Origin of the sequence: Notoacmeibacter sp. MSK16QG-6, assembly GCF_024158145.1 — a bacterium.
GTDB lineage: Bacteria > Pseudomonadota > Alphaproteobacteria > Rhizobiales > Rhizobiaceae > Notoacmeibacter.
Genome location: NZ_JAMYXM010000004.1, coordinates 41,963 through 67,603 on the forward strand (window position 1 = coordinate 41,963; position 25,641 = coordinate 67,603).

Consider the following 25,641-nt stretch of genomic DNA (forward strand, 5'->3'; position numbering starts at 1 on the left):
TCATCGGTTCAGGCCACATGCCCGGTCGATTCATACGCCCAGCTGGCGGCGGTCGTCCACGACCTTGCCGTCATTGGGGAGAGTGCCGGGACTGTCGAAGACCACGTCGCCGCGTAAGCGGCATTCGGCCCGCAGCGCTTCCGCCAGCCTTTCGGCAAGACCGTTGGGCTCGCCTTCGGCTTCGACATGCAATGTGAGCATGTCATGACCTTCCTGTTCGGTGACGATGAGGCGAGCGCGGTCGATACTCTTATAGGGCGCGATTATGCGCGCTACCTGGGCTGGATGGACGAACATGCCGCGCACCTTCGTGGTCTGGTCGGCGCGTCCCATCCACCCCTTCAGGCGAGGTGCGGTGCGCCCGCAGGGCGAGGCGCCGGTCATGAAGGCCGACAGATCGCCTGTCGCGAAGCGAATGAGCGGGTAGAGCCGGTTGAATGTGGTAACGACCACTTCGCCCACCTCACCCGGCGCGACCGGATCGCCCGTGCCGGGCCGGACGATCTCTACCAATGCGTTCTCGTCGACCATCATGCCGTCAGCCGGTCCGGCGCTCTCATAGGCGATCAGGCCAAGTTCCGCTGTGCCGTAACATTGGCGAACGGTGATGCCGCGCGCTGCGTACCATTCACGAAGGTTTGGAAACAGCGGTCCGCCAGTGACGAGTGCGCGTGTCAGGACGGACGTGTCGAGACCATTTTCATCAGCGCGTTCGAGAATAGTCTTAAGGAAATCCGGCGTGCCGACATAGGCCGTCAGACCAAGTTTAGCGATGGCTTCGGCCTGTTGATCGGTGTTGCCGACACCACCCGGAAAGACAGAAGCGCCGACTGCCGCGCAGCCATGGTCGAACATGAAACCGGCCGGTGTCAGATGATAGGCGAAGGCGTTCAGGACGCGGTCGCCTGCGCCGATGCCTGCGGCGTGGAGCGCGCGGCCCATGCGCCAGTGCTCTTCGTCGGCTTCGGGCTCGATGATCGGACCGGGTGACAGGAACAAACGCCGAAATTTCGTCGCATCCTGCGTAGCGATTCCTCCGAGTGGCGGATTTTCCGCTTGCAAGGCCGGAAGATCGGATTTGCGCAGAATGGGCAATTCGCCAAGCGCCCTGCGGTCGCGGATTGCATCGGGATCGATGTCCGCAAGGGTCCGCCGATAATAAAGCGCATTGGCACGCGCATGCCCGATCTGATTGCGCAAGGCCGAGAAGAGATCGGACTCGCGGTCGGTTTCGGTTCGCGTTTCGAGCGCATCGAAGAAATTGGACATCGGTTCCTCCGTTTGCCTCAAAGCCAGCGCTTGCGGCGGCGGAAGCTTTTCACGTTCCGGAACGAACGGCGTTCGCCACCGCCCAGATAGAACTCCTTGACGTCCTCGTTCTCTGAAAGCTCCGCACCGGTGCCGTCCAGAACGATCTTGCCGTTCTCCATGATGTATCCGTAATCGGCGACCTTGAGCGCCATATTGGCGTTCTGCTCGACCAGAAGAATCGTGATGCCGAGTTCCTCGTTCAGCCGCCGGATAATGCCGAACACTTCCTTCACCAGAAGCGGTGACAGACCCATGGATGGTTCGTCCATCATGATCAGCTTTGGCTTGGCCATCATGGCGCGGCCGATGGCCAGCATCTGCTGTTCTCCGCCGGACAGATAGCCGGCGAGGCCCTTTCTCTCCTGAAGGCGCGGGAAGAAGCGGTAAACTTCGTCGATTTCCGCCTCGATATCGGCGTCTTTTCGCGTGAACGCGCCCAGCCGAAGATTTTCACGGATCGTCATGTCCTGGACGATGCCGCGCCCTTCCATGACAAGAAATATTCCGTCACGCACCTTACGGTCCGCCGCCATATGAGTGATGTCGTCACCGTTATAGGTGACTGTGCCGCGCGTGATCTCGCCATCCTCGGTGCGCAGCAGTCCGGCGATGGCTTTCAGTGTGGTCGACTTGCCGGCGCCGTTCGCCCCGAGAAGCGCCGTGACCTGTCCACGCCGCGCTTCCAGCGACATGCCGCGCAGAACGAGAATCACATCGTTGAAGACCACTTCGACATTGTTGAGCGACAGCATCGCATCGCCGGTCGAGGCGTCCGTATCTTCCCTTTTCAGGGCTTCGGCTGTCATGGTCATGAGCGGTGGCTTTCCACTTGGCTGCTTGTCGTGGGGTTCGAAGCCGGTCGGCCACTAAGGCCGACCGGCATGACGCTGCAGTCTTACTGACCGAGCCACTCATCGCGGCGCGGCACGTCGATTTCGGCAATCTTCTCAATCACGGCCTCGCCATCCTTGAACGAGCCGGAATTGATCGTGACCTTCAAAAGCCCGCGATGGTCTTCCGTCGTCCAGGTCGAAGGCGAGCAGACACCTTCGAGACCCTCAGGCACCCAGTCGGTTTTCTGGTACATGCCGTCGCGGATGTTCTTTCCCTCAATACCGCCATTGGCCTTGGCCCACTCCATCGCTTCTTTCATGTAATAGGCGGAGCAGACGCCGCGGATGTAGTGATGGGTCGGACGGTCGCCGACCTGACCGTCACCGTTCTCGACGATCTTCCTGACCAGTTCCATGCCCGGCACATCTGCGCCGTAGAATGGGGTCGATGACGGGAAAATGAGGTTCTGCGCCTCGGCGGCCTCGACCGTCTGATAATCGCCCGCCCAGGGATTACCCATGTAGATCGCGTCCACGCCGACGGTATTGCAGCTCTTGATCAGCGAGACGACCGAACCGCCAAGATTGCCCATGAAGACATAATTGGCGCCCGAGTCCTTGATCGTCAGACACTGCGCCTTGAAGTCGCCGGGCGCGAGCGGCACCACGACAGGCGGCGCGACTTTGAAGCCGAGTTCCTTAGCATAGGCTCCACACGCTTCTTTCGGTGCATTGGGGTAGGGGTGGTTATCGCCCGTATGCACGAAAGTCGGGTTCTCGATCCCTTTTTCCTTGGCGTCTTCAGCCGCCCATTGCACCACGGCGCGGCAGGCGTCCGAATAGGACGGTCCGTAGAAGAAATTGAAGGGCGCTGGCGCTTTAGTCGTCGGGTTCTTGCCGGTCGGGTCGGTCAGATGGGCCGAGTATGACGCCGAGATAGTCGGAATTTCTTCGCGCGCGACAAAGGAAATCAGCGCTTCGGTATCGGCCGTACCCCAGCCCTGCAGGGCAACCATGCCATTGCCGACCCACTTCTTGAACTGAGCGATGGCCTCCGGGACCTTATAGGCGTAGTCGACCGTGTCGAGTTCGACCATCGTGCCGTCGATGCCGCCATCGGCGTTGATCTGTTTGAATGCGTCGGAGACACCCGGTCCGTACTGCTTGCCGACGAAGGACGTGGCTCCGGTATAGTCGGCAAGCTGGCCGACGAGCACGCTGTCGTCCTGCGCGAAGGCCGTGCCGGACAGGATAGTGCCAGCCGCAAAAGCGGTGGCGAAGGTCAGTCTTGTGAGCGACGTCATGGTTGATCCTCCCAGTCGCGGCCTTGTTCGGTTCGGGATGGTGGCGGTGCCGCGAGGACCGCCGCGATCCTTTTAGCCGACCCGTCTCTCCTCCGACGGAACGGCAATGTGCGTTCAGTGCGAGAACGGATAGAGCTTCCAACTGGCGCGCATGAGTCGCCAGCGGTGCACCAGCCCTTCCGGTTCGAGCACGAGGAAGAGTATGATCGCCGCGCCGACGCTCATCTGTTTGATGTAGGCAGTGCCCTGCGCGATAGCGGGGACGACAGTGGCGACGGCATTTGCGAAGATTTCCATCGCCTGCGGCAACAGCAGGATGAATGCCGCGCCGAGCAGCGACCCTGAGACTGAGCCGAGGCCGCCAATGATGATCATGGCGAGGAACTCGATGGAGAGCAGGATGGTGAAGCCTTCGCCCGAAACGAAGCCGAGATAATGGCCGTAAAGCGCGCCGCCGATACCCGCAAAGAAGGACGAAATACCGAAAGACAGAATCCGGTATTTGGTCAGATTGATTCCCATGATCTCGGCGGACAGATAGTGATCACGCACTGCGACCAGCGCCCGTCCGTCTCGCGTGCGCGCGAGATTGGCGACGCCGACGAAGGAGACGATTACCCAGAACAGGACGAGATAGAGGTAGCTGGCGTCGCTATCGAGCTGGTAGCCGAAGAAGCTTGCCGTCTCCGCCAGCGAACCGTAGGTGCCGCCCGTGAACCAGTCGGCGCGGGCGAAGAAGTCCTCAAGAATATATTGCGACGCCAGTGTCGCAATCGCGAGATAGAGGCCTTTCAGGCGTGCAGCGGGGATGCCGAAGACCATGCCGACGGCCATCGTCATCACGCCGGCGAGAGGGATCGCGAACATGACGGGAATGCCGCGGCTGGCGATCCAGGCCGAGGCGAACGCACCGAAGCCGAAGAACGCGCCGTGACCGAGCGAAATCTGCCCTGTCATTCCGGTCAAGACGTTCAGGCCGAGCGCTGCGATGGCGTAAATGCCGATCAGAATGAGCTGCGAAAGGACATAACCGCCGAAGAAAAGCGGTGCTAGCGCAACCAGAAGAACGCCTGCGATGACGAAATAGGTTTCGTTTCTCGTTTTGAAAAGCGTTCGGTCCGCTGCGTAGGAAACGCGGAAATCGCCAGTCGGTCTCGGATTTGGAACATGCGCCATCGGGTTATACTCGCTCGATATCCGGGGTGCCGAAGAGGCCGTAGGGCTTGATCATCAGGATGATGAGAAGGACGTAGAAAGGCGCGACCGAGTACATATTGCCGACATGCAGATACTGCCCGTCGACAAACTCGGCGAGATTTTCCAGAATACCGATGGTCAACCCGCCGATAATGGCGCCCACAATGGAATCAAGCCCGCCGACAATGACGGCTGGAAACACCTTGATGCCGATAATCGCGAGCGAGTTCGAGACGGCGGAAACGAGGCCAATCACGACACCCGCAATACCGGAGACCACCGCCGAGATGGCCCAGGCCATGGCGAAGACCCGGCCGACGGAAATGCCGAGCGATTGTGCGATTTGCTGGTTCCACGCCGTGGCCCGCATCGCCAGTCCCCATCGCGAATACTGGAAGAACCAGAAGAACAGCCCCATGACGACGAGCGACAGGACCAGGCTCATCAGATAGGCCGTTTCGACATTCAGCCCGCCGATGGAGACCGTCGCCTGATCGAAGACCTGCGGAAAGCGAACGGCGTTGTTACCGAAGATCCAGTTCATCGTGGCCTGCATGAATATGGACAGGCCGATGGTCGCCATGATGACGGAAATGACCGGCTCTCCGACGAGCGGACGTAGCAGGATGACCTGAACCAGAATGCCGAAGATCATCATAAAAACGAGGGAGAAGATGAAGGCGAGCCAGAAGGGCAGGCCCAGCGAAACGACCAGCGACAGGCAGACCCAAGCGCCAAGCACGACGAATTCGCCCTGCGCGAAGTTCACGACCTGGGTCGATTTGTAGATCAGCACGAAACACATGGCGACGATGCCATAGAGCATCCCGACGATGACGCCGTTGACGAGGAGCTGGAGGAGAAGTGAGGTGTTCATGCTGCCTGGCTCTCCGTCGGTTTGGCGTCCGGCGCGTTGTCCAGCGTCTCGATCGCAAGCGTGGTGACGATGCGCTGTTTGGTGCCGTCCTGGAAATTGATGACCGTATCGATGTCGACATGATCGGAGCCGGAATAGATGCGCTCGATAATGTCTTCGTATTTCTCCGCGATGACGCTACGCCGCACCTTCTTGGTGCGCGTCAGTTCGCCATCGTCGGCGTCCAGTTCCTTGTAGAGCAGCAGGAATTTCGTAATGCGCTGTTGGGCCGGCAGGGTGGCGTTGACCTTTTCGACCTCTTCTCGGAGCAGCGCGTAGACTTCCGGGCGTGACGCCAGGTCGGAATAGGTGGTGAAGGAGATGCGCCGCTCTTCGGCCCATTTGGCGAGGATCGGATAGCGGATGCAGATCATCGCGGCGAGGTAAGGCCGGTCCTTGCCGAGAATGACCGCCTCGGCGACATAGGTGGAGAACTTCAGCTTGTTCTCAATGAATTGCGGCGAGAAGCGCACACCGCGCGAAGTCGTTGCCAGATCCTTGATCCGGTCGATCACGACGAGGTGGCCCTTATCGGTCAGATAGCCGGCATCTCCCGTCTCGAACCATCCGTCGTCGGTGAAACACTCGCTCGACGCTTCCGGGTTGCGGTAATAGCCGGCCATCATGTGCGGATGGCTGACCAGCACTTCGCCAAGACCTTCGGAATCCGGATCGCGGATGGTGAGGGTGCAGCCCGGCATCGGGAAGCCGACGGTCTCGTAGTCGACATGGCCAGTCTGGTGGACCGTATGCGCGCCGAGCGCTTCGGTCTGGCCGTAAAGCTGTTTCAGCGGCAGACCCATGGCCTGGAAAAAGCGGAACGTGTCCGGTCCCATCGCTGCGCCACCGGTCGCGGCGGATTTCAGGCGCGAAAAGCCTAACCGGTCGCGTAGATGGCGAAAGAGGAACCACTCGGCTGCGGACGAGCGCTCACCATCCTCCATGGCCTTCATGCCGCGCTTGACGCCCCAGTGATAGATGCCTCGCTTCCATGGACGGGCATCCATGATACGCGCGCGGATATCGGCGGCGACGGTTTCCCATGCACGCGGCGAAAGCAGCACAAAGGTCGGCCCGATCTCGCGTAGATCGGTCATCATGGTTTCTTCCTCTTCAGGGAAGTTTACCTTCATCCGGGCCAGGAAGTTCCAAGCCACCGAATACATCTGCTCCATCACCCAGGAGAGAGGAAGGACAGCTACATATTCGTCGTCGGGTCCGCGCGGATCGGCCCGCAGATAGGTCGCGGCATGGCCGATGAAGGCATTGCCTGTCCATTCGGCGAGCTTCGGATTGGAAGTGGTGCCGGACGTGGTGCAGAGAATGGCGACATCGGCGCCGTCCGTCTCTTCCACCATGCGCGACCAGAGATCGGCTTTGGCATCCAGTAGCGCCTGGCCGCGCTTTTCCAGATCCTCGATAGAGATGAGCCGCGGATCGTCATATTTCAGCATACCGCGCGGATCGGTATAGACGATGGCCTTGACGCTCGGGATGGTCTCGCCGAGTGCAAGCAGCTTATCGACCTGCTCTTCATCCTCGGCGACAATCACCTTCGGCTTGGCGTAGTCGGCGAGATAGCGGATTTCATCTTCCAGCGCATCGCGGTAGATGCCGAGGCTCATGGCTCGACACGCATGAGCGGCAACTTCCCCCCAGACCCATTCGGGACGGTTGTCGCCGATCAGGGCAATGACATCGCCCGGAACGACGCTGAGATCGTGGAACGCCGCGGCCATGCGCGAAATGTGGCCTTCGACCTCGGCCCAGCTATAGCTGATCCAGATGCCGAACTCCTTCTCGCGCTGGGCGATGGCCTCAGGAAAAAGCTTTGCATTGCGCCGCAAGAGCTTCGGCAGCGTTTTTAGCGTGGCGGCTTCCTGCAAGTCAGAGGATGAGTGCGGCCAGTCGATCTCGTCGCCGGATATTTTGAGACGCGGCGCGCTCATGCTGTGGCCCTTTCCTGCTCTTCGGCGAGGGCGTGAAGAACTTCGTCATCCTCGCCGAGATAGGCCTTCTTAACGTGCTCGTCGGCCAGAACTTCGTCTGGCAAGCCGGCGGCGATCACCTTGCCGAAATCGAGTACGGCCACGCGGTCGGACAGGTCGACCACGACGCCCATATCGTGTTCGATCATCATGATGGTCATGGCGAACTCTTCACGCAGTGCGAGGATAAAGCGCGCCATGTCCTCCTTCTCCTCCAAATTCATGCCGGCCATCGGTTCGTCCAGAAGGATCAATTCCGGTTCGATCGCCATGGCGCGGGCCAGTTCGACCCGCTTGCGCAGGCCGTAGGAGAGGATGCCGGCAGGCTCGTTGCGCACATGCTGGATTTCGAGAAAGTCGATGATGGTTTCGACGAAGCGTCGCTCGTTGAGTTCTTCGCGTCGTGCGCCGCCGATCCAGTATGTCATGCCGGTGAGGAAATTGTTCTTCAACCGATGATGGCGACCGACCAGAATGTTGTCGAGGACGCTCATATGGCCGAATAGAGCGAGGTTCTGGAAGGTCCGGCCGATGCCGAGCTTGGCGCGGTCGTTGATCGAATGCTTCAGAAGGTTCTCGCCGCGCCACTCGATGTCGCCCTCGGTTGGGCGGTAGCGGCCGGAGATACAGTTGAGCATCGACGTCTTGCCGGCGCCATTCGGCCCGATGAGCGAAAAGAGTTCGCCCTTGCGCACGTCGAAGGTGACGTCGCTCAGCGCTTTTACGCCGCCGAAGCGAAGAGAAACACCGTCCACCCGCAGAAGCGTGCTTCCGTGATCTGCCAACCAGAATCCTCCCGTCGACGCCTCATGCGCGGCCTGGCCCCTAAAACTCCGTGCCGCTGTTCTCCCTGCGTCGTGAACTTACGCTCGCCAATAATTGTTTCCAGAGTTTTGCAGCGGGTGCAATTGTCGCCGAAAACGCCTTCACCCTCGCGACGGTTTTGCCAAAGCGCGTTTTCACTGGCACGTATGGGCGAGGGAGAGAGAGGAGATCGCCGGCGCAATGTCAGTGGAATTTTCACCCGACACGCTCGACATGCTGAAAGCTGGGCTGGATCGTATCGATCAGGGATTGACCCTCTTCGACGCCGATTTGCGCTTGGTCTTCGTCAATGAGCGCGCCTGCGATCTTCTCGATCTGCCGAGCGCTTTGAGCCGACCCGGCACGCCGTTCGAAGAACTGATCCGCTGGAACGCCGTGCGCGGCGAATATGGCGCGGGCGATGTAAATGAGATGGTGGCCGAACGGGTCCGCACGGCGCGGCTTTTTCGCAGCCACACGCTGGAGCGCGTCCGTCCCAATGGCGTTGTCCTAAACGTTTCGGGCTGGCCGCTGCCGGGTGGGGGCTTCGCGACGCTCTATTCGGATATCACCGTGCAGCGCCGGCGCGAGCTGGAACTGGAAAGGCGCATTCTGAAGCGGACCGAGGAGTTGCGGCAGAGCGAAGAGCGACTTCGTTCCATTGCCAGCGAAGTGCCCGCCGGCATCGCCTATCTCGATATCGATGGCATCTTCCGCTTCGTCAATCGGCGCTTTGCGCGGGCCTATCAACTCGATCCGAAAACGATCGTCGGTCGGTCGGAGCGAGACGTCTTGTCCAGGGACACATGGGAAAGAGTGCAGCCGTTCTTCGCCCGTGCGTTGAAGGGTGAAGCGCAGACTTTCGATATTCCCATCCACTTTCCCGATGGGCGGACGCTTGAAACGCGTACCTTCCTTCGGCCCGACCGTGCGGGCGATGGCATCGTCAACGGATTTTACGTGCTGACAGTGAACATCACCCGCGAAAAAATGGCTGCCAACGCCTTGGCGCAGGCGCAGAAGATGGAGACGCTGGGCCAGCTTTCTTCGGGTATCGCTCACGACTTCAACAATCTTCTGACGATCATTCTGGGCAATCTCAAACCGCTGGCCGAGCGCATCGGCGACGATGATCTGCGGCGCGACATGGTGGAGCCGGCAATCCGTGCGACACGAAGAGGCGCCGACCTGATGCGCCGGCTGCTGGCGGTGGCGCGTCGGCAACCGCTCTCCCCGGTTCCTATCGATCTATGCGATTGCGCGCGGACCATCGCCGACCTTGTCCGTCCCTCTCTCGGCGAAGATACCAAACTTGTCCTTGACTACGCTGAGGACACGCCTCTGGCCTATGCCGATCCAGCGCTGCTGGAGACCAGTCTCATCAATCTCGTGATCAACGCGGCTGATGCCATCGGCGGAAAGGGTACAATCACTATCGGTATGCGCGACGGACCGGGTGAAACGGTCGTCGTAACCGTTGCCGATGACGGTGAAGGCATGGACGACGTCCGGCGGGCGCGTATTTTCGAGCCGTTCTATTCCACCAAGCCCGGTCAGGAGCGAAGCGGTCTCGGTCTGACCATGGTACAGGGTTTCGTGAGCGATTCCGGCGGCGGTGTTACGGTAGAAAGCCAGCCTGGTCAGGGCACGATATTTACTTTGACGCTACCGGCTGCCGACCACTCAGCGTGTGCGGGTCTGACCGAAAAGGACGACGGTGTTTCAGGTGCGCCGCCGACATTTCCCCTGACGGGCAAATTGTTGCTGCTGGTCGACGATGAAGAGGCGGTCCGCCACGTACTGCGTCGCGACCTGGTGGCAGCCGGCGCTCATGTTATCGAGGCGTCGAACGGCGTTGAGGCGCTCGATCTGCTGGAGAGCGTGCCAGGTATCGCTTCTGTCGTGTCCGATGTCTCCATGCCGGTAATGGGTGGGCTGGCACTCGCGGTGGCGATCCGGCGAAACTGGCCGAACTTGCCGGTCGCGCTTTTGTCCGGCTACGGGGCGGAAGCCATGGACGGAGCACTACCGGAGGGTGTGCCGCTAATGCACAAACCGGTCGACGCAGCCGGTATCGCGGCGACATTGGCTATCGCCGCCGCAAGAGTCGACGAGATGAGGATTGCCGATCAGGAGCCGATGAAGTGAGCAATCGCGATCTCATTTATCTGCTGGAAGACGATCAGGATCTGGCCGCTGTTTTCCGCCGCACGCTCGAAGAAGCGGGCATGATGGTTCGCTACTTTCAACGTCTCCTCGCTTTTCGCGAAGCGCTTGATGAGCGGTCGCCATCACTCTGTATCATCGATCTTGGCTTACCAGATGGCGATGGGCTTTCGGTCCTGAGCGACCGTCTGGGCGCAGCCGCTATTCCCACAGTCGTCGTCAGTGGACGGGGTACGCTGGACGATCGGCTGAAGGGGCTGGAGCATGGGGCTGACGATTATCTGACCAAACCGGTCGAGCCGGCAGAACTTGTCGCCCGCGTCAAAAGTGTTCTTCGACGTTCGCGCCACTCAGCGCCGTCTCCGGCGAGGGCCGATCAGGCGGAAGAGCAATCGGTCGCGCGGTTTGGAGAGTGGCAAGTCGACTTCACCACCTATGAGCTGACCGGACCCGACGGCAAGGTGCAGCTGCTCTCGAATGCGGAAGCCGAAATTCTTCGCGCTTTTCTCAACGCTTCGGGCCGCGTGATCACCCGTGATTTTCTGCTTGAACGTCTTTTCGCCAGCGGGGAGGAGCCTTTTGACCGAAGCGTCGATGTCCGGGTTTCTCGACTGCGTAAGAAGCTCAACGATAATCCAAAAACATCCAATCTGATCCGTACGGTTTACGGGGCAGGCTATGTGTTCACCAGCCCGGTCGAATGGAATGACGCTTAGCTGATAGCCGCCAGAACCCAATCCGTCTGTTTCGAATGAAGCTGCCGGTAGCGGCTTGTCTTTGCCGTTGAACAATGCAATGAATGAACGATCATTCATTAAGCCGAGTGGCAGATTTCGTGCTCAAGACCAAGCGCTCCGATACGCGAAACGATGTTCGACGCGAGGCTCTGCGGCTCTTTTCAGAAAACGGCTACGCGGCGGTCTCCATGCGCGATATTGCCGAGGCGGTCGGTATTCGCCAGGGCGGCATCTACAATCATTTCGCCAGCAAGCAGGATCTTCTTGCCGACCTGATGACAGGGCACATGGAGACCTTGATAGAGGCGCTGAACGAGGCGTTATCGGATGTGGCTAACCCGGTTGCACGGCTGCAAGCCTTTGTCCGATTTCATGTCGGCTATCACATCGACAAGCCGGACGATGTATTCATCGCATATATGGAGCTGCGCAGCCTCGAACCCGATCATCGGGAGAGGCTGCACACCCTGCGCGACCGTTATGAGGGCGTTCTCCGCGACATTCTGACCGAAGGGGCCGTGCATGGGCTCTTCCGTATTCCCGATGTGGCCGTCCAGACCCGCGCCATCATTGCCATGATGACGGGCGTTACGGTCTGGTACCGCGAGGGCGGACGGCTCGGTCGCCGGGACACCATGGAAAGTTACGTACAGATGACAATGCAGAGCGTCGGGCTCATCGAGCCGGCAGGAGGGGAGAGGCAATGTTCGATCAAACCATGAATTTCGCGCTCGGCGACGATATCGAGGCGCTTCGCGATACAGTTCGGCGCTTTGCGACTGAGGAGATCGCGCCGCGCGCCGCGGAGATCGACGCCTCCAACCAGTTCCCGAACGATCTCTGGAAGAAGATGGGCGATCTGGGCCTTCTCGGCGTCACCGTTTCCGAAGACTATGGCGGTGTCGACATGGGCTATGTCGCCCATTGCGTGGCACTTGAAGAAATTTCACGCGCTTCGGCCTCGGTCGGCCTCTCCTACGGTGCGCATTCCAATCTCTGCGTCAATCAGATCAAGCGCAACGGTACCGAAGAGCAGAAGCAGACATACCTGCCCAAGCTGATCTCCGGCGAACATGTCGGCGCGCTCGCCATGAGCGAGCCGGGCGCCGGCTCTGATGTGGTTTCGATGAAGCTGCGGGCGGAGAAGCGAAATGATCGCTTCATTCTGAACGGCAACAAGATGTGGATCACCAACGGACCGGATGCCGATACGCTGGTCGTCTATGCTAAGACCGAACCGGATGCCGGGCCGCGCGGTATCACCGCCTTTCTGATCGAGAAGGATTTCAAGGGGTTCTCGACTGCGCAGAAGCTGGACAAGCTCGGCATGCGGGGCTCTAACACATGCGAACTCGTCTTCGAAGATTGCGAGGTGCCCTACGAGAATATTCTGGGCGAAGAGAATGGTGGGGTGCGCGTTCTGATGAGCGGACTCGACTATGAGCGCGTGGTTCTTGCGGCCGGGCCGCTCGGCATCATGGCGGCCTGCCTCGACGTGGTGGTGCCGTACATCCATGAGCGCGAGCAGTTCGGCCAGCCGATCGGGACGTTCCAGCTCATGCAGGCCAAGGTGGCCGACATGTATGTCACGCTCAATGCGTGCCGGGCTTACGTCTATGCCGTCGCGGCCTCCTGCGACCGGGGAGAAACCAGCCGCAAGGACGCCGCCGGTTGCATTCTCTACGCTGCTGAAAAGGCGACCCAGGTTGCGCTGGAAGCCATTCAGGCGCTGGGCGGCAACGGCTACATCAACGAATACCCGACGGGCAGGTTATTGCGCGATGCCAAGCTCTACGAGATTGGGGCTGGCACAAGCGAAATCCGTCGCATGCTGATCGGCCGCGAACTCTTTGCGGAAACCGCATGAGCGCACTTCTGAAAAGTCAGATCGCCACGCGGTCCGAAGCGTTCGAGACCAACAAAAAGGCGATGGAAGAGCAATTGGCGGCGGTGCGCGATGTTGCTGATCGCGCGCTCGAAGGCGGTAGTGAACGCTCCCGCGAGAGGCACCTCTCCCGCGGCAAGATGCTGCCGCGCGACCGGGTGCAGAACCTGCTCGATCCGGGGTCGCCCTTCCTTGAGATCGGCCTTCTGGCGGCGAACGGCCTTTATGGCGATGAAGTGCCGGCGGCCGGCGCAATCGCCGGGATCGGACGGGTCATGGGCCGCGAAGTCATGGTTCTGGCCAATGACGCCACGGTGAAGGGCGGCACCTATTATCCGCTGACGGTGAAGAAGCATCTGCGCGCGCAGGAGATCGCCGAACAGAACCGGCTGCCCTGCGTCTATCTGGTCGATTCCGGCGGCGCGAACCTGCCCAATCAGGACGAGGTCTTTCCCGACCGCGACCATTTCGGCCGCATCTTCTTCAACCAGGCGCAGATGAGCGCCAAAGGCATCGCCCAGATCGCGGTTGTCATGGGCTCGTGCACGGCGGGCGGGGCCTATGTGCCGGCGATGAGCGACGAGACGATCATCGTCAAGGAGCAGGGAACGATCTTTCTGGCGGGCCCGCCGCTGGTGAAGGCGGCAACGGGCGAAGACGTGACGGCGGAGGAGCTAGGCGGTGGCGATCTGCATACGCGGCTGTCCGGCGTCGCCGACCATCTGGCCGAGAACGACGCCCATGCGCTGGTCATCGCGCGGCGGATCGTCGGCAATCTGGCGCCTGCCGAGCGTACTCCGCTCAATCTGACGACGCCGGAAGCGCCAGCCTACGATCCGTCCGAGATCATGGGCGTCGTGCCGGCCGATCCGAAAGTGCCGTTCGACATTCGTGAGATCATCGCGCGCATTGTAGACGGCTCCCGCTTCGACGAATTCAAGGCCCGGTTCGGCGAAACGCTCGTCTGCGGCTTCGCTCATCTTTATGGGATGCCGGTCGGCATCCTGGCCAATAATGGCGTGCTGTTCTCCGAAAGCGCCGTGAAGGGCGCGCATTTCGTCGAACTGTGCAGCCAGCGGAAAATCCCACTGCTCTTCCTGCAGAACATTACCGGCTTTATGGTTGGGCGGCAGGCTGAGGCGGGTGGCATTGCGCGCCATGGCGCGAAACTCGTGACCGCCGTTTCGACCACCGCCGTTCCGAAGATCACGATGATCGTCGGCGGCTCATACGGGGCCGGCAATTACGGCATGGCGGGCCGTGCCTATTCGCCGCGCTTCCTCTGGTCCTGGCCGAACAGCCGCATTGCCGTGATGGGCGGAGAGCAGGCGGCACGCACGCTCGCCATCGTCAAACGGCAGGCGATGGAAAAGCGTGGCGAGGAATGGAGCGAGGAAGACGAAGCCGCCTTCCGCAAGCCGACCGAAGAGATGTTCGCGCGCCAGAGCCACCCGCTCTACGCCTCGGCGCGGCTTTGGGACGATGGCATCATCGATCCGGCGAGAAGCCGCGACATTCTGGCCCTATCGCTCACCACAACGCTGAACGCGCCGATCGACGAAACGCGCTTCGGCCTGTTCAGGATGTGAGGAGAAAGCCATGACGATCCGAAAACTCCTCATCGCCAATCGCGGCGAAATCGCCTGCCGGGTCATGCGCACCGCGCGCGATCTCGGCATTGGCACCGTCGCCGTCTATTCGGACGCCGACGCGGGCGCCATGCATGTCGCCATGGCGGACGAAGCAGTACGGATCGGCCCCGCGCCGGTCGGCGAAAGCTATCTGAAGGGCGATACGATCATCGAGGCAGCAAAGCGGACCGGGGCGGATGCGATCCACCCCGGCTACGGCTTCCTGTCCGAAAACCCCGATTTCGTCGAGGCGGTCGAGAAGGCCGGGCTGATCTTCGTCGGCCCATCCGCCGATGCGATCCGCGCCATGGGCCTGAAGGATCAGGCGAAAGCGCTGATGGAAAAGGCCGGCGTGCCGGTTGTTCCCGGCTATCACGGCGAGGATCAGGACCCGGCGGCGTTGAAGGCCATCGCCGGTGAGATCGGCTATCCGGTTCTCATCAAGGCGCGGGCCGGCGGCGGCGGCAAGGGAATGCGCCGCGTCGAGCGCGCTGAAGAGTTCGAGGAAGCCTTCGCCAGCGCCCGCCGCGAAGGGCAGAACAGCTTCGGCGATCCGACCTGCCTGATCGAGAAATATATCGAAAAGCCGCGCCATATCGAATTGCAGATTTTCGGCGACAGTCATGGTAATGCCGTCCACCTTTTCGAGCGCGACTGTTCGCTGCAGCGACGCCATCAGAAGGTGATCGAGGAAGCGCCGGCCCCCGGCATGACGGAGGAGATGCGCGCCGCGATGGGCGAAGCCGCCGTTCAGGCCGCCAAGGCCGTCAATTATTCGGGCGCGGGCACGGTGGAATTCATCGTCGATGCGTCGGACGGGCTGCACCCGGACCGCTTCTGGTTCATGGAGATGAACACCCGGCTTCAGGTCGAGCATCCGGTGACCGAATATGTGACCGGCATCGATCTGGTGGCGCTGCAACTGGCCGTGGCGCAGGGCGAGAAGCTGCCGTTCAAGCAGGACGATCTGTCGCTGACCGGTCACGCCTTCCAGGCCCGGCTCTATGCCGAGGATGCCGAAGCGGGGTTCCTGCCCGCCACGGGCGATCTGACGACGCTGGTCTTCGCGCCGGAGACGAACGATGTCCGCATCGATACGGGCGTCCGGCAGGGCGATTCGATCACGCCGCATTACGATCCGATGATCGCCAAGATCATCACCTACGGCCCTGACCGCGCCAGCGCGCTCGCCAAGCTGAAACGGGCATTGGACGAGACGATCATCACCGGTTCGGTCACCAATCGCGCCTTTCTGGCAAGGCTTGCAGACGATGCCGATTTCGCAGCCGGCGATGTCGATACCGGGCTTATCGGTCGCAAGCAGGAGGAGCTGACGGCGCGGGCGGACGCCGATGCGGAAACGAAGGCGCTGGCCGCACTCGCCATGCTGACCCCGGATCGCGCTTCGATGGACGAAACCGATCCCTTTGCGACGCTGACGGATTTCCGGCTCTTCGGGCCGGCGCAGCAGATGGTCCGTTTCGACGATGGCGAAGGCGGCCAAATCGAGATCGCGGTGCAGAGACGGCGGAACGGCACGCGCCATGTCGTGCTAGCGGACGGCACGGTCGATTTCGAAGCCGTGACAGCCCATGGCGATGGCTTGCTGACCGCTTATCGCGATGGTCACATGAGCCGCGCGACCGTGGTTCGTAGTGGCGCGACCGTGACCATTTCGCGAAACGGTCAGTCGCATAGTTTCCACCGGCACGATCCGGCGGCAGCCGACGATGCCATGGGCGGGGACGGGCTGATCGCGCCGATGCCGGGCCTCGTCCGGCAGGTCAACGCAGCAAGCGGCGACCGTGTGCAGAAGGGGCGCACCCTCATCGTGCTGGAAGCCATGAAGATGGAGCATTCGCTGACCGCGCCGCGTGACGGCGTGATCGCCGAACTGATGGTCGGCGAGGGCGATCAGGTGGAGCAGGGCGCGCAGTTGCTGCAACTGGAACCAGAGGAGGGCTGAACCGCGTGGCTGACGAGGTTCTTCTTTTTGAGATGGCGCCGCGCGACGGGCTGCAGAACGAAGCGGTGCCGATCCCGACCGAGCAGAAGATCGCGCTGGTCGATATGCTCTCGGCCTGCGGCTTCCGCAAGATCGAGACGGCCAGTTTCGTGTCGCCAAAATGGGTGCCGCAAATGGCCGACGGGGCCGAGGTTCTGACAGGCATCGAGCGGCGCGCCGGCACCCTCTACACTGCGCTGACGCCAAATATGAAGGGCTTGGAACGCGCCATCGCGGCGAAGGCCGACGAGGTCGCCATTTTCGCCAGCGCTTCGGAAAGCTTCAGCCAGAAGAACATCAACTGCTCCATCGCTGAGAGCCTGGAACGGTTCGCTCCGGTCGTCGAGGCGGCGCGGAAAGCCGGCCTGCCCGTGCGCGGCTACGTCTCCTGCGTCACCGACTGTCCCTATGAGGGCGCCATCGCCCCGGACGCTGTCGCCAAGATCGCGGCCGATCTCAATGCGCTCGGCGTGTACGAGGTGTCGCTGGGCGATACGATCGGCCAGGGCACGCCCGAAAGTGTGTCCGCCATGCTGAAAGCCGTTCTGGAGCGGCTGCCAGCGGAAAAGCTAGCCGGCCACTATCACGATACGGCGGGCCGGGCGCTCGCCAATATTCGCGCCAGTCTGGAACATGGTTTGCGGACGTTCGACGCCTCTGCCGGTGGGCTGGGCGGGTGTCCCTACGCGCCGGGGGCGAAAGGCAATGTAGCGACGGAAGCGGTGGTGGATATGCTGGACGCGGAGGGGTTCGTGACCGGTATCGACCGGGCGGCGCTGGCCGAAGCGGGTCGCTTTGCGCGTACGCTGAGAGCGACATGCTGACCAAGGGCGAGGATTGGCGGGCCGTCCGCAGCGCGTTTCGCTGGGAGATCCCCGTGCGCTACAATATCGGCGTCGATGTCTGCGACCGCTGGGCAGATGCGGAAACGAAACGCGAGGCCATTGTCGATGTCGGGCCTGACGGCGCGGTGCGCCGCTACAGTTTCGGCGACCTGAAAACGCTGTCGAACCGGCTAGCGGGCGCACTGGCCGCACAGGGTGTCGGACGGCCAGACGACAATGCTCCGGGCGACCGGGTCGGCATTCTACTGCCGCAGCGGATCGAGACGGCGGTGGCGCATATTGCGGCCTTCAAGCTCGGCGCGATCTCCATCCCCCTTTTCAAGCTCTTCGGTCCCGAAGCGTTGATGCACCGGCTGGTCGATTCCGGCGCTTCGGTGGTGATTACCGATGCGGAAGGCGCGGACAAGCTTGCTCCGTTGCGCGCCGATCTGCCGAACCTCAAAGTCGTCCTCTGCGTCGACGGGCCAAAAGAGGGCTGCGAAGACTACGCGGCCTTTTGTACTGGCGGACCCGAAAACTTCACGCCGGTCGATACGGCGGCAGACGACCCGGCACTCATCATCTACACGTCCGGCACGACCGGCTCGCCGAAAGGCGCGCTCCACGCGCATCGCGTGTTGCTCGGCCATCTGCCGGGTGTCGAGATCAGCCACGATTTCCTTCCGCAATCAGCGGACCGCATCTGGACCCCGGCGGACTGGGCATGGATCGGTGGTCTGCTCGACGTGCTGTTGCCGGCGCTGCATCACGGCGTGCCAGTGGTCGCCCATCGTTTCCGCAAATTTACAGGCGAGGCGGCCTTCGCCTTTATCGCCGAACACGGCATTCGCAACGCATTTCTGCCCCCGACGGCGCTGAAAATGATGCGGCAGGTGCTGGTAGATGAGCGCCCTGAGGTTTCAATGCGCTCGGTTGCCAGTGGCGGTGAGACGCTGGGCGCCGAACTGATCGATTGGGGCCGAGAGGCGCTGGGCGTCACCATCAACGAGTTCTACGGCCAGACCGAATGCAACATGGTGGTTTCGTCCTGCGCCGCGCTGGAGCCGGCGCAGCCCGGTGAGATGGGCCGGCCTGCCCCCGGTCACGAGGTCGCGGTACTGGACGCGCAAAGCGGTGAGGTTCTGCCGACAGGGCAGGAGGGCGCTATTGCGGTGCGCGCCCCCGATCCCGTGATGTTTCTCGGCTATTGGAACCGGCCTGATGCGACTGCCGAGAAATTCGTGACCGGCGATGTTCATGATGGCTGGATGCTGATGGGCGATCGCGGCGTGCTGGAGGAAGATGGGCGTATCCGTTTCGTTGGGCGTGACGACGATGTGATCTCGTCCGCAGGTTACCGGATCGGTCCTGCCGAGGTGGAGGATTGCCTTCTGCGCCACCCGGCGGTTCAGCTTGCCGGCGTGATCGGCTGGCCGGATGCGCTACGTGGCCAAGTGGTCGCTGCCTTCATCGTGCCCGCCGAGGGCGTCGCGCCGTCCGACGATTTGGCCGAAGAGATCGCGCAATTCGTCAAGGCGCGGCTTGCGGCGCATGAATATCCGCGAGTCATCCGCTTCCTGGACGAAATGCCGATGACGACGACCGGCAAGATCATTCGCGCGCGCCTGCGCCAGATCGCCTCGGACGAAACGGAGACCTCGTCATGAAAACCGATTTCGAGACGTTGGCCGTCGCCGTCGACGAGCGCGGGGTCGCCGCGCTGACGCTAAACCGACCGGAACGGAAGAACGCTCTTTCTGCGACGATGATGGACGAACTGACGGCGTTCGCCCGGTTTGCCGAAGGGGACAAGGCCATCAGGGCAGTGGTATTGTCCGGCTCGGAAGGCACGTTCTGCGCGGGAGCCGATCTGAGCTGGATGATGACACAGATCGAAGCCGATCGCGCAGGGCGGATGGCGGAGGCGCGGCGTCTGGCCATCATGCTGAAAGCGCTCAACGAGATGCCCGTTCCGCTGATCGGCCAGGTGGAGGGCGTCGCCATGGGCGGCGGCGTCGGCATGGCTTGCATATGCGACGTCGCGATTGCGGACGAGGATTGCCGCTTCGGTTTTACCGAGACGCGGCTCGGCATCATTCCCGCCACCATCGGCCCCTATGTGTTGGCGCGGATGGGCGAGGGCCGGGCGCGGCGCGTTTTCATGAATGCGCGTCTCTTCAACGGCGTGGAGGCTGCGGAACTCGGCATCGTGGCGCGTGCCGTGCCGGCGGGCGAGTTATCCGACGCCATTGAGGCGGAAGTCGCTTCCTATCTGAAGCTGCCCCGCGGTGCGGTCGGACGGGCTAAGCGCCTTGCCCGCTCGCTCGGCCCCACCATCGACGAAAAGGCGATTGAGGCAACCATCGAGCAACTCGCCGATGCATGGGAGGCCGACGAGGCGCGGGAAGGCATCTCCGCGTTTCTGGAAAAGCGAAAGCCCGTCTGGGCTCAATAACGTAAACCTCTCGTCGGGCTTCAAAAAGCCCGTCATTCACTTTCGTGGGATTTAGGCTGACCCAAGCCCCTTTGCCTGTATATGGTCCGACGAGTGATGAGCGCCTGCGGGCGGAAGAGAGAGCAGGCTGAGCGGAAATGAAGGATTTTCGAGGCAAGACGATTCGAGCGTCCGGTTTTCACGCGCCGGTCTGTGGCGAGATCGTATCTTTTGCCGACGCTCTCATCGCCATCAGCAATGACGGTCTTATCGAAAGCGTCTATCAGGCTGGCGATTCGGCGTACGATCAAACCCTTTCGGCTGCCAAGGGCGATGGACGGCTGATCGATTTACCCGCTGGCAAAATTTTGCTGCCGGGCTTCGTCGATCTCCATATCCACGCGCCGCAATATCCGCAGCTCGGCACCGCGCTCGACGTACCGCTCGAGATCTGGCTTCAGAACCACACCTTTCCACTCGAAGCGCGCTATGCCGACCTCGCTTTCGCCAGGCGCTCCTACTCCATGTTGGTCGACGACCTGCTGGCATCCGGAACCACGACGGCGGTTTACTACGGAACCATCCATGACGAGGCAAACCGGTTGCTTGCCGACCTTTGCATCGAGAAGGGTCAGCGCGCCTTTGTGGGCAAAGTCGCCATGGATAACCCGGCAGAGTGCCCCGACTATTACCGCGATGAGAGCATCGATGCCGCGCTGAAAGCGACAACCGGTCTGATCGACCATATCCGCGGACATCCGGACAATGAGGATGGGCTCGTAAGGCCAATCGTTACGCCGCGCTTTATCCCCTCCTGCACGGACGATCTGCTGACAGAACTTGGCGCGCTCGCCAAAGAGCATGATTGCCATACGCAGACGCACTGTTCCGAAAGCGATTGGGAGCACGGCTACGTCATCGACCGGCACGGCATGAGCGACACGGAAAGCCTCGATCGGTTCGGGCTGCTCCGCGCCGGCACGATCCTGGCGCATGGCAACTTCCTCTTCAGCAACGATATGGAAGTCATCAAGATGCGCCAGTCGGCAGTTGCGCATTGTCCGCTCTCCAATATCTATTTCTCCGACGCGGTTTTCCCGTTGAAGGCCGCGCTGCAGAAGGGGCTTCGCGTCGGTCTCGGCACCGATATTTCCGGCGGCCCGTCATGCAGCATGTTCGATAGTGTCCGCAGCACGGTCTCCAGTGCGCGCCAACTCGAACGTGGAACCGATCCCTCCCTGTCTCGAGATAAACGCTCCACGCAGGGCGATGTCCGTATCGATTTTCGCGAGGCGTTTCACCTGGCGACAGCCGGGGGCGGCGCGGCCGTCGGTCTGCCGGTCGGTGCTTTCGCGCCAGGGTATCAGTTCGACGCCATTCTGATCGATCCGGAAGCGAAGTCAGGCACAATCCGGCTCTGGCCCGAGCTTTACGAGGGCGACCAGATTCTCCAGACGATCCTGTTTACAGCGAGCCGGGCGAATATCGCTTCGGTCTGGGTCGGCGGAAAGCATCGGTCGGGCGACCCTGATCGGCAATAAACAGTAGCGTCGCAGGCAGTATCGCTACGCCGCGTCACTCGCCTTCGCTTCGACCGGGTTGAAACAGGCGCAAAGGCGCTCGTCGATCGTTTCCAGCGGCGGCTCTTCCTTCCGACACCGGTCCAGAACGTTGAAACAGCGGGGATTGAAGTTGCAGCCTTCCGGCGGGTTCAAGGGCGATGGCAGTTCGCCTTCCAGCCGGATGCGGTTCTTTTCCGCGAAAGGATCGGCAACCGGCGTCGCCGAAAGAAGCGCAGCCGTATAGGGGTGGCGCGGCCGGGTGAAGACCGTTTCCGCCTCGCCGACTTCGACCGGTTTGCCGAGATACATAACCATGATTTCGTCGGCGATGTGCCGGACGACAGACAGGTCGTGGCTGATGAAGAGATAGGCCAGGCCGAACTCGTCCTGCAGATCCATGAGGATATTGAGGACCTGGGCCTGGATAGAAACGTCGAGCGCCGAAACCGGCTCGTCCAGGACGAGAATTTTGGGGTTGAGCATGAGCGCGCGGGCGATGGCGATACGCTGGCGCTGCCCGCCGGAGAACATATGCGGGAAACGCTGGTAATGCTCGGCGCGCAAACCGACGCGCTCCAACATTTCCTTGGCTTTCCTGCGACGGCTGGCCGCATTTTCGTCCGTGTTAATTTTCAGGGGCTCTTCCAGGATCGCTCCGATCTTCTGGCGTGGATTGAGCGAGCCGTACGGATTTTGAAAAACGATCTGAACTGTCTTGCGCATTTCAGCGGAGGAGCGGTCGAGCGGCTTGCCGTCGATGGTGATGGTGCCTTCGGCGGGCGATTCGATCATCGTGACCATTCGGCCGAGCGTCGATTTGCCGCAACCGCTTTCACCGACGACTGCAAGTGTCCGACCAGCGTGCAGATCGAAAGAGACGCCATCGACCGCGTGAACGGTGCCGCTTTCTCGGAAAAGGCCGCGAGACACATTATAGCGCTGTTTCAGATCGCGGGCGATCAGCAGCGGTTCTTTGCCCCCGACATGGCGGGTGCGAAGAACCGGCGCTTCGCTGGTGGTTTGCGCCATACTCATTCCATCAACTCCGCCATTGCCTGGCCGACCGGGGCAGGGTCCGGATGCCCTTGCGGCACACCATGTTCCAGCGGGTAATTGCATAGCGCATATCCAAGCTCCGCACCCTGTCGCTCCACGGTTTGCCTACAGAGATCGGTTGCGAAAGCGCAACGGGGTGAAAACAGGCAGCCTGTCGGCCGGTCGTCAGCGCCGGGCACCTTGCCGGGAATGGCGGGCAGGCGGCCGTGTTTCGTCGCCCGTTCCGGCAGGGCCGACAGCAGCGCCGCGGTATAAGGGTGATGCGGATTGTCGAAGAGCGGACGAACATCCTGCTCCTCCACGCGTTGGCCGGCATATTGCACATGCACGCGCTGGGCGGTTTCGGCGACCACGCCCATATCGTGGGTGATGAGGATCAACGCCATGCCGCGCTCTTTCTGCAGGTCACCCAGCAGATCGAGGATCTGCGCCTGGATGGTCACATCGAGCGCAGTCGTCGGCTCGTCGGCAATCAGCAATTTCGGATTGCACGCCAGAGCCATCGCGATCATGACGCGCTGGCTCATGCCACCCGACAATTGATGCGGAAACTGCGACAGGCGCGTTTCGGGTGAAGGAATACCGACCAGCGACAGCAGTTCGATGGTTCGCTTCTTGCGTTCGGCCCGGCCGAGGCCAAGGTGCTTGCGCAGCGACTCTCCGATCTGGAAGCCGACGGTGAAGCAGGGGTTCAGGCTGCTCATCGGTTCCTGAAAGATCATGGAAATGTCGCGACCGAGCAATTTTCGGCGCTCGCGCGTCTTCATGGCAAGCAGATCGTTGCCGTCGAACTCCAGCCGGTCGGCGGTGACGGTGGCTGTGAAGGGCAAAAGCCCCATCAGCGCCAGCATGGAGACCGATTTTCCCGAGCCGCTCTCTCCGACAATGGAGAGAATGTCGCCGCCGTCACAGGAGAGCGAGACATTGTCGACCGCGCGGAACGGCCCCGAAGCGGTGGCGAAGGTGACGGAGAGGTTTTCGATATCGAGAAGAGGCATTCTCAGCTCTCCCGCAGCTTCGGGTCGAGCGCGTCGCGCAAACCGTCGCCCATCAGATTGATGGCGAGAACGGTGGTCAGGATGGCGAGGCCAGGGAAGGTGACGACCCACCAGGCGCGCAGGATGAACTCGCGCGCTTCGGCCAGCATGGTGCCCCATTCCGGCGTCGGCGGTTGCGCGCCCATGCCGAGAAAGCCGAGCGCGGCGGCGTCCAGAATGGCGTTCGAGAAGGCAAGGGTGCCCTGCACGATGAGCGGCGCAAGGCAGTTTGGCAGGATCGTCACGAACATCAGCCGCAAGGCGCTGGCGCCCGCGACTTCGGCGCTCGTAACATATTCGCGTCGCTTCTCGGCGAGAACCGAGCCACGCGTCAGGCGAACGAAGTGCGGTTGCAGGATCAGCGCAATGGCGATCATTGCGTTGACCAGCCCCGGGCCGAGGATAGCGACCAGCACCAGCGCCAGAAGAAGCGATGGGAAAGCGAGGATCACGTCCATGACGCGCATGATCGCGGTGTCGATCCAGCCGCCGAACCACCCGGCGATCAAGCCGACAATGACGCCGACCGAGACCGACAGCGTAACGACAAACAGGCCGACGAAGAGCGAAAACCGGGCGCCATAAATCAGACGTGACAGAAGGTCGCGTCCGACAGCGTCGGTGCCAAGAAGATAGGCTGTGCTTCCGCCTTCCTGCCAGAAGGGCGGCAACAGAAGCGCGCCGCGATCCTGGGCGGCGGGATTGTATGGTGCGATCAGCGGCGCGAAAATCGCAATCAGCACGATGGCGACAAAGACGATAAGGCCGATGACCGCGCCCTTGTTGCGGGAGAAATAATGCCAGAATTCAAGCGCGCGCTGCCGACGGATCGACCAGACGGTCACCTCACCTGCAGGCTTGGTATGGGCGTCGGATTCCTGTGCTTCGACGTGGACCATGATGGTTCCTCAGTGCCGGATGCGCGGGTTGACGAGCCCGTAGGCAACGTCGACCAGAAGATTGACGATCATGACGATACCGGCGATCAGAAGCAGGCCGCCCTGCACCACGGCGTAGTCGCGTTTGAATACGCTATCGACCATCCATTTGCCGATGCCAGGCCAGGAAAAGATCGTCTCCGTGAGGATGGCGCCGGCTAGGAGTACGCCGACCTGTAAGCCAATGGTGGTGATGACCGGGATCAACGCATTACGAAGCGCATGAAGACCGATCACGCGGCGCGGCGGCATGCCCTTGGCGCGGGCTGTGCGGACATAATCTTCGCCGAGAACTTCCAGCATGGCGGAACGTGTTTGTCGTGCGATGACAGCCAGCGGAATCGTCGCCAGAACGATGGCCGGCAAGATCAGATGGCTGAGCGCGGATTTGAATGCGCCCTCCTGACCGGACAGCAGGCTGTCGATCAGCATGAAGCCCGTGACCTGTGGGAAGAAATAGAGAAGCGAAATTCGCCCGGAAACCGGCGTCCATTGCAGGATACCGGAGAACAGGATGATCAGCAGCAAGCCCCACCAGAAGATCGGCATGGAATAGCCGATCAGCGCGACCCCCATCAGCCCCTGGTCGAGCCAGGACCCACGCTTGACCGCCGCCAGAACACCGAGCGGAATGCCGACGGCAACCGCGATGATGATGGCGACGAAGGCTAGTTCTATTGTGGCTGGAAACAGCGTGAAAAACTCTTCGATGACCGGTCGCTTTGTCACGACCGATGTGCCGAGATCGCCCTGCAGCGCGCTCCAGGCATAATCGAAATACTGCACGATGAGCGGCTTGTCGTATCCGTAAAGGCTACGCAGTTCGGCGTAGCGCTCGGCGCTCATGCCGCGCTCGCCGGCCAGCATCAGAATCGGATCGCCGGGAATGAGACGAATGAAAGCGAAGGTAACAATCGAGACCCCGATGAATGTTGGGATCAGAAGACCGAGCCGGTGAAGGAAAAAACGAAGCATAATCGCACAAATGGATCAGGGGCCGGGCGTTCGCTCCA

21 protein-coding genes are annotated in these 25,641 nt (G+C 61.4%); 10 read left to right on the forward strand and 11 right to left on the reverse strand.

Going from position 1 to position 25,641, the window contains the following annotated elements; genetic code table 11:
- Window positions 1–30 precede the first annotated feature (30 nt).
- From NIM86_RS12715 to NIM86_RS12745, 7 genes are all read right to left on the reverse strand, one after another.
- Window positions 31–1,269 carry a phenylacetate--CoA ligase family protein gene (locus tag NIM86_RS12715; RefSeq protein ID WP_253382695.1) on the reverse strand — a complete coding sequence of 413 codons (1,239 nt, stop codon included), beginning with the start codon at window positions 1,267–1,269 and terminating at the stop codon, window positions 31–33.
- Between the two features lie 17 nt (window positions 1,270–1,286).
- Window positions 1,287–2,123 (reverse strand): ABC transporter ATP-binding protein, encoded by an 837-nt coding sequence (locus tag NIM86_RS12720; protein WP_253382698.1) that lies wholly within the window; start codon window positions 2,121–2,123, stop codon window positions 1,287–1,289.
- An 83-nt stretch (window positions 2,124–2,206) separates the two neighbouring features.
- A complete protein-coding gene (locus NIM86_RS12725) occupies window positions 2,207–3,448 on the reverse strand; it encodes an ABC transporter substrate-binding protein (RefSeq protein WP_253382700.1) in 1,242 nt (413 codons plus the stop codon).
- Between the two features lie 114 nt (window positions 3,449–3,562).
- Complete coding sequence (locus tag NIM86_RS12730) at window positions 3,563–4,624, reverse strand: branched-chain amino acid ABC transporter permease (RefSeq protein ID WP_253382701.1); 1,062 nt, start codon at window positions 4,622–4,624, stop codon at window positions 3,563–3,565.
- Window positions 4,625–4,628: 4 nt separating this feature from the next.
- Window positions 4,629–5,522, reverse strand: coding sequence for a branched-chain amino acid ABC transporter permease (locus NIM86_RS12735; protein WP_253382703.1), 894 nt, complete (start codon window positions 5,520–5,522; stop codon window positions 4,629–4,631).
- A complete protein-coding gene (locus NIM86_RS12740; protein WP_253382704.1) occupies window positions 5,519–7,510 on the reverse strand; it encodes an AMP-binding protein in 1,992 nt (663 codons plus the stop codon). The genes NIM86_RS12735 and NIM86_RS12740 overlap by 4 nt, the downstream gene beginning before the upstream one ends.
- Entirely contained in the window at window positions 7,507–8,310 is an 804-nt protein-coding gene (locus tag NIM86_RS12745; protein ID WP_253382947.1) for an ABC transporter ATP-binding protein, read from the reverse strand. Before NIM86_RS12745 ends, NIM86_RS12740 begins: the two co-directional genes overlap by 4 nt.
- 244 nt (window positions 8,311–8,554) lie before the next feature.
- On the opposite strand from NIM86_RS12745, the gene NIM86_RS12750 reads away from it, so the two are divergent.
- The 10 genes from NIM86_RS12750 to guaD all read left to right on the forward strand — a co-directional run bounded on the left by NIM86_RS12750 (window position 8,555) and on the right by guaD (window position 21,576).
- Window positions 8,555–10,501, forward strand: coding sequence for a PAS-domain containing protein (locus NIM86_RS12750; protein ID WP_253382705.1), 1,947 nt, complete (start codon window positions 8,555–8,557; stop codon window positions 10,499–10,501).
- Window positions 10,498–11,235, forward strand: a complete 738-nt coding sequence (locus NIM86_RS12755; protein ID WP_253382706.1) for a winged helix-turn-helix domain-containing protein — start codon at window positions 10,498–10,500, stop codon at window positions 11,233–11,235. The genes NIM86_RS12750 and NIM86_RS12755 overlap by 4 nt, the downstream gene beginning before the upstream one ends.
- Window positions 11,236–11,354: 119 nt before the next feature.
- Entirely contained in the window at window positions 11,355–11,978 is a 624-nt protein-coding gene (locus tag NIM86_RS12760) for a TetR family transcriptional regulator (protein ID WP_253382707.1), read from the forward strand.
- Window positions 11,960–13,123: an isovaleryl-CoA dehydrogenase gene (locus NIM86_RS12765; protein WP_253382708.1), complete on the forward strand. Its 1,164-nt coding sequence runs from the start codon at window positions 11,960–11,962 to the stop codon at window positions 13,121–13,123. The genes NIM86_RS12760 and NIM86_RS12765 overlap by 19 nt, the downstream gene beginning before the upstream one ends.
- Window positions 13,120–14,730, forward strand: a complete 1,611-nt coding sequence (locus tag NIM86_RS12770; protein ID WP_253382709.1) for a carboxyl transferase domain-containing protein — start codon at window positions 13,120–13,122, stop codon at window positions 14,728–14,730. The genes NIM86_RS12765 and NIM86_RS12770 overlap by 4 nt, the downstream gene beginning before the upstream one ends.
- Window positions 14,731–14,740: 10 nt before the next feature.
- Window positions 14,741–16,738: an acetyl/propionyl/methylcrotonyl-CoA carboxylase subunit alpha gene (locus NIM86_RS12775; RefSeq protein WP_253382710.1), complete on the forward strand. Its 1,998-nt coding sequence runs from the start codon at window positions 14,741–14,743 to the stop codon at window positions 16,736–16,738.
- 5 nt (window positions 16,739–16,743) lie between these two features.
- Window positions 16,744–17,601 (forward strand): hydroxymethylglutaryl-CoA lyase, encoded by an 858-nt coding sequence (locus NIM86_RS12780; RefSeq protein ID WP_253382712.1) that lies wholly within the window; start codon window positions 16,744–16,746, stop codon window positions 17,599–17,601.
- Window positions 17,595–19,268, forward strand: coding sequence for an AMP-binding protein (locus NIM86_RS12785; protein ID WP_253382714.1), 1,674 nt, complete (start codon window positions 17,595–17,597; stop codon window positions 19,266–19,268). The genes NIM86_RS12780 and NIM86_RS12785 overlap by 7 nt, the downstream gene beginning before the upstream one ends.
- Window positions 19,265–20,056, forward strand: coding sequence for a crotonase/enoyl-CoA hydratase family protein (locus tag NIM86_RS12790; RefSeq protein WP_253382716.1), 792 nt, complete (start codon window positions 19,265–19,267; stop codon window positions 20,054–20,056). Before NIM86_RS12785 ends, NIM86_RS12790 begins: the two co-directional genes overlap by 4 nt.
- 137 nt (window positions 20,057–20,193) lie before the next feature.
- The gene (gene guaD, locus NIM86_RS12795) at window positions 20,194–21,576 is read left to right on the forward strand and encodes a guanine deaminase (protein WP_253382718.1); all 1,383 of its coding nucleotides are present in this window, start codon (window positions 20,194–20,196) and stop codon (window positions 21,574–21,576) included.
- A 24-nt stretch (window positions 21,577–21,600) separates the two neighbouring features.
- On the opposite strand, the gene NIM86_RS12800 is transcribed toward guaD, so the two are convergent.
- Genes NIM86_RS12800 through NIM86_RS12815 form a run of 4 tightly spaced genes read right to left on the reverse strand, consistent with a single transcriptional unit; the run spans window position 21,601 to window position 25,603 of the window.
- Window positions 21,601–22,626, reverse strand: coding sequence for a dipeptide ABC transporter ATP-binding protein (locus NIM86_RS12800; protein ID WP_253382948.1), 1,026 nt, complete (start codon window positions 22,624–22,626; stop codon window positions 21,601–21,603).
- Between the two features lie 2 nt (window positions 22,627–22,628).
- Window positions 22,629–23,651, reverse strand: coding sequence for an ABC transporter ATP-binding protein (locus tag NIM86_RS12805; RefSeq protein ID WP_253382720.1), 1,023 nt, complete (start codon window positions 23,649–23,651; stop codon window positions 22,629–22,631).
- A gap of 2 nt (window positions 23,652–23,653) precedes the next feature.
- Window positions 23,654–24,589: an ABC transporter permease subunit gene (locus NIM86_RS12810; RefSeq protein WP_253382722.1), complete on the reverse strand. Its 936-nt coding sequence runs from the start codon at window positions 24,587–24,589 to the stop codon at window positions 23,654–23,656.
- A gap of 9 nt (window positions 24,590–24,598) precedes the next feature.
- Window positions 24,599–25,603, reverse strand: coding sequence for an ABC transporter permease subunit (locus NIM86_RS12815; RefSeq protein WP_253382723.1), 1,005 nt, complete (start codon window positions 25,601–25,603; stop codon window positions 24,599–24,601).
- Between the last annotated feature and the right edge of the window lie 38 nt (window positions 25,604–25,641).